The organism is Candidatus Thiosymbion oneisti, assembly GCF_900092655.1.
Taxonomy (GTDB): domain Bacteria; phylum Pseudomonadota; class Gammaproteobacteria; order Chromatiales; family Chromatiaceae; genus Thiosymbion; species Thiosymbion oneisti.
The window spans coordinates 1-3,356 of the sequence record NZ_FLUY01000360.1 but is presented as its reverse complement, the minus strand read 5'-3'; the positions used below and the strand labels follow the sequence as shown (position 1 = coordinate 3,356).

The window sequence follows — 3,356 nt, the reverse complement described above, 5'->3', positions numbered from 1 at the left end:
ATTGTAGCATACCTGTGTAGCAGCTAAAGCCTTGCACTAAAGTGCATAGTTTTGGACTAGCGGGCTGGGACAATAAACCCATCATCCTGTCTGATGGCTCTTGGCTCGCTCCAAACTCCCTTGAAGACGGTAATCGATGGCGTGTTCTGACGGACCGCAGCAGAGACGGCGGTCTCACCTGGACTGCCAGTCCAGAAGTGGCCATGGACAGAGCGTTAACCAGAAACGGGAAATCCCCCGGCTTTGCCGGGGAGACAGTAAAAGTTTGACATTTCCGGGAGTCCATCTGGGACACTCCAATCGTGAGCCGCCAAGCACACGACTGAGAGGAGGTCCCGATGGACGAAGCCAAAAGCTTAAGCCACTCCAGGTAGGCGTGTAAATATCATGTGGTTTTCATCCCGAAATGTCGACGCCGGACTTTGTACGGGCAATTGCGACGGCATCTCGGAGAGGTTTTCCATGAGTTAGCTCGACAGCGAGAGAGCCAGATCGAAGCGGGGCACCTGATGCCTGACCATGTTCATATGCTGATTTCAATCCCGCCGAAGTATGCGGTGTCGCAAGTGGTTGGGTACATCAAGGGGAAAAGTGCGATCCACGTGGCGCGTGTGTATGGCGAGCGCAAGCGCAATTTTGTTGGCCAACACTTTTGGGCGAGGGGATATTTTGTCTCGACGGTAGGTCGTGATGAGGGTGTAATCCGAGCGTACATCCGGCATCAGGAAGCGGAGGATCGGCGACTTGAGCAACTGAATCTGTGGAGCTGATTGACCGCCTTTAGGCGGTAGTCACTTGTCGAGGTCGCGTTAGTGCCCCCGAATGCCGCTTTGAGCGGCTCACAATCGAAAGCCCCCGGCTTTGCCGGGGGATGGTTACTTACGGATGAGGGGGCCATCCAGCTGACCCTTTGGGAATCATCACCGGGCAACGTCCACATGCTTACCCGAAGCTCATGTGGATGCATCTGCCGCAGTGACTCCACCAACTATGGAAGCACGTGGAGCAAGCTGAAGCCAACGTCGCTCCCAAACAACAACAGTGGGATCGATCTCGACAGGGCGCCCAATGGTGCCCTGCTTTTAGCCTGCAACAAGGTCTCGAAGAACTGGGGCCCGAGGACTCCGCTCAACCTTGTCACCTCCCTCGATAATGGGGAAACGTGGCAAGATGTCCACGAACTAGAGACAGGGCCTGGTGAGTACTCCTATCCTTCAGTCGTAACCACACCTGAAGGATTCGCGGGAACGTATACGTGGAAACGAGACTCAATCGTCTTCTGTAACAAAAGTAACAAAAGGACATCCATTTTGTTTGACGCTGCTTGGGTCGGTGGGGTAGCCGTGGCATCGTTTAGGCATCTATTGTCAGTTGACAACTTTGTGTGCAAACTCCAGAATGTGAGAGTCATATTCAGGAGGGCTTATGCCCAGAAAGGCACACCCCAAGAAGGATGTTGAAGCAGCGTTGCAATACGCAGAGTCAAGGGGTTGGCGAGTTGATGTCGGTGGTGGTCACGCTTGGGGCAAGACGTTTTGCCCTTACCACAGCAGAGATTGTCGTTGTGGTGAGTTTTGCATTACCAGCATCTGGAGCACGCCGAAAAGCCCTGCAAATCATGCGAAACAGCTTCGGCGGGTTGCGGATAACTGTGTAATGCCCTTGTCCGATCAGGAGCAAGACTCATGAAAGACTATGAGTTCACACTGAAGTATCGCCTTGGAGAGGCGTGCGAAGATCCTGAGCAGTATCTAGGGGCTCTTGCAGAGGCGGGGTGTGAAGACGCTGTTGTTGGTATTGGTCAAAATGGCCGTATCTCATTGAGCTTTACCCGTGAATCAGAGTCAGCACTAGCAGCTATTTCCAGTGCTCTTGAGGATGTGCAGCGGGCTATTCCTGATGCTAAGCTGGTCGAGGCAACGCCAGATTTCGTAGGTGTCACTGATATTGCCGATCTTTTCGGTGTGTCACGGCAATATATTCGGCAGCTCATTCAAGGCAAGGGGGCTTCGTTCCCGGAACCTATTCACGAAGGAAAGCCATCGTTGTGGCATCTCACGGATGTGCTTGCTTGGTTCCAAGAAAACCAAGCGAAAGCTGTTGAGCCAGAGGTTTACGAGGTATCTCAGGTCAACATGCAGGTTAATGTTTTTAAATCCTGCGTTCGGGCTACTGCGGTATTGCAAGGGGGATTCCAATTCGTAGCGAATGCGCCCAACAATGCGTTGCAGGGGACGCTCAGCTTTGCTGTGCGTCCCTGAATGCTGGCGTTAGCCCCTCTATAAAAGGCCACGCAATGGAAGTCAAATTAAGCAAGCAACAAAAAGTCACCGTAAAGGGTTCGGAGGACATTTATCTGATCATGAAGGCAAAAAAGAGGGGTTAAATGAAAGAGACCGATGTCCGCCGGATTCTGGCCCATTCCGAGAGCATGATCGGCTCCGATGGCCTACCCCATGACGAGCACCCCCATCCGCGGCTGTGGGGCACCTTTCCGCGCGTGCTGAGCCACTATTGCCGTGAGCTGGGGTTGTTCCCGCTGGAGCAGGCGGTGCGTAAGATGACCGGGCTGTCGGCGCAGACCTTCGCCCTGGAAGACCACGGGGTACTGCGGGTGGGCGCCTTTGCCGATATCGTGCTGTTCGACCCGGTGGGCGTGCGTGACCGCGCCACCTTCCAGGAACCCACCACCCCGGCCACCGGCATCGACCAGGTGCTGGTCAACGGCGAGATAACCTGGCGGGATGGTGCTGGCACCGGGGCACGTGCGGGCAAGGTACTGAAGAACAAGATTGCGGCTGGGCGCACCTGTTGGGCGCCTTGCGAAATGATCCGTCCGGCCGGATAACCGAGGGCAGAATCATGCATTTGCCTAACCTATTGATAAGGGTAGGAAATCCAATCGTACCACGGCTGGAAGTAAGTTTGCGCATGGCAAAAATTCCTGATGGATCAACCCGCATTCCCGATGTCCATCGTGGTTACAGGGCAAGTTCGGTGAGCATGGAGACCGACACCACGCAGCGGGTGGAGTCACCGAACCGATCCGGCTTGCCCACGGTGTTCATGCTCGATTCCGACCCCATTCCCGGTCCCGGTCGCGATGACCCCGCCGGCCAGTTGTTGTCCATTCTATACCCGTCGCCCATGGGGTTTGCGGAATGGGAGCAAATTCCGGCGCCCCGGCGCCAGCCGACAAGGGATCGGATTGAGTATGGGAAAAAATGGCTGGTCGTATCGCTGGGATTCGGTTGCCCTGTTTACCCGGCTTGCCCGTAGGTGTCAGGTCCCGGATGATTACGTGGAATTTTTTTAAACAGTTGGGGTTGCTGTGCGTGCCATTGTTTGAGTATCTG

At 54.8% G+C, this 3,356-nt stretch carries 4 protein-coding genes; all 4 read left to right on the top strand.

Features of this window, described 5'->3' with window-relative positions; translation table 11 throughout:
- Positions 1-389 precede the first annotated feature (389 nt).
- The 4 genes from tnpA (at position 390) to BQ17_RS03530 (ending at position 2,848) form a co-directional block, all read left to right on the top strand.
- Entirely contained in the window at positions 390-770 is a 381-nt protein-coding gene (gene tnpA, locus BQ17_RS03550) for an IS200/IS605 family transposase (RefSeq protein WP_256091462.1), read from the top strand.
- A 42-nt stretch (positions 771-812) separates the two neighbouring features.
- Positions 813-1,460: an exo-alpha-sialidase gene (locus tag BQ17_RS23910; RefSeq protein WP_089724364.1), complete on the top strand. Its 648-nt coding sequence runs from the start codon at positions 813-815 to the stop codon at positions 1,458-1,460.
- A gap of 225 nt (positions 1,461-1,685) precedes the next feature.
- The gene (locus tag BQ17_RS03535) at positions 1,686-2,261 is read left to right on the top strand and encodes a helix-turn-helix transcriptional regulator (RefSeq protein WP_243448451.1); all 576 of its coding nucleotides are present in this window, start codon (positions 1,686-1,688) and stop codon (positions 2,259-2,261) included.
- A 125-nt stretch (positions 2,262-2,386) separates the two neighbouring features.
- On the top strand, positions 2,387-2,848 hold the full coding sequence (locus BQ17_RS03530) for an amidohydrolase family protein (RefSeq protein WP_089724360.1): 462 nt from the start codon (positions 2,387-2,389) through the stop codon (positions 2,846-2,848).
- Positions 2,849-3,356: the final 508 nt, after the last annotated feature.

Coding starts and splice junctions, on each gene's coding strand:
- BQ17_RS03530 (WP_089724360.1), top strand. CDS start 2,387: ATGAAAGAGACCGATGTCCGCCGGATTCTGGCCCATTCCGAGAGCATG.
- BQ17_RS03535 (WP_243448451.1), top strand. CDS start 1,686: ATGAAAGACTATGAGTTCACACTGAAGTATCGCCTTGGAGAGGCGTGC.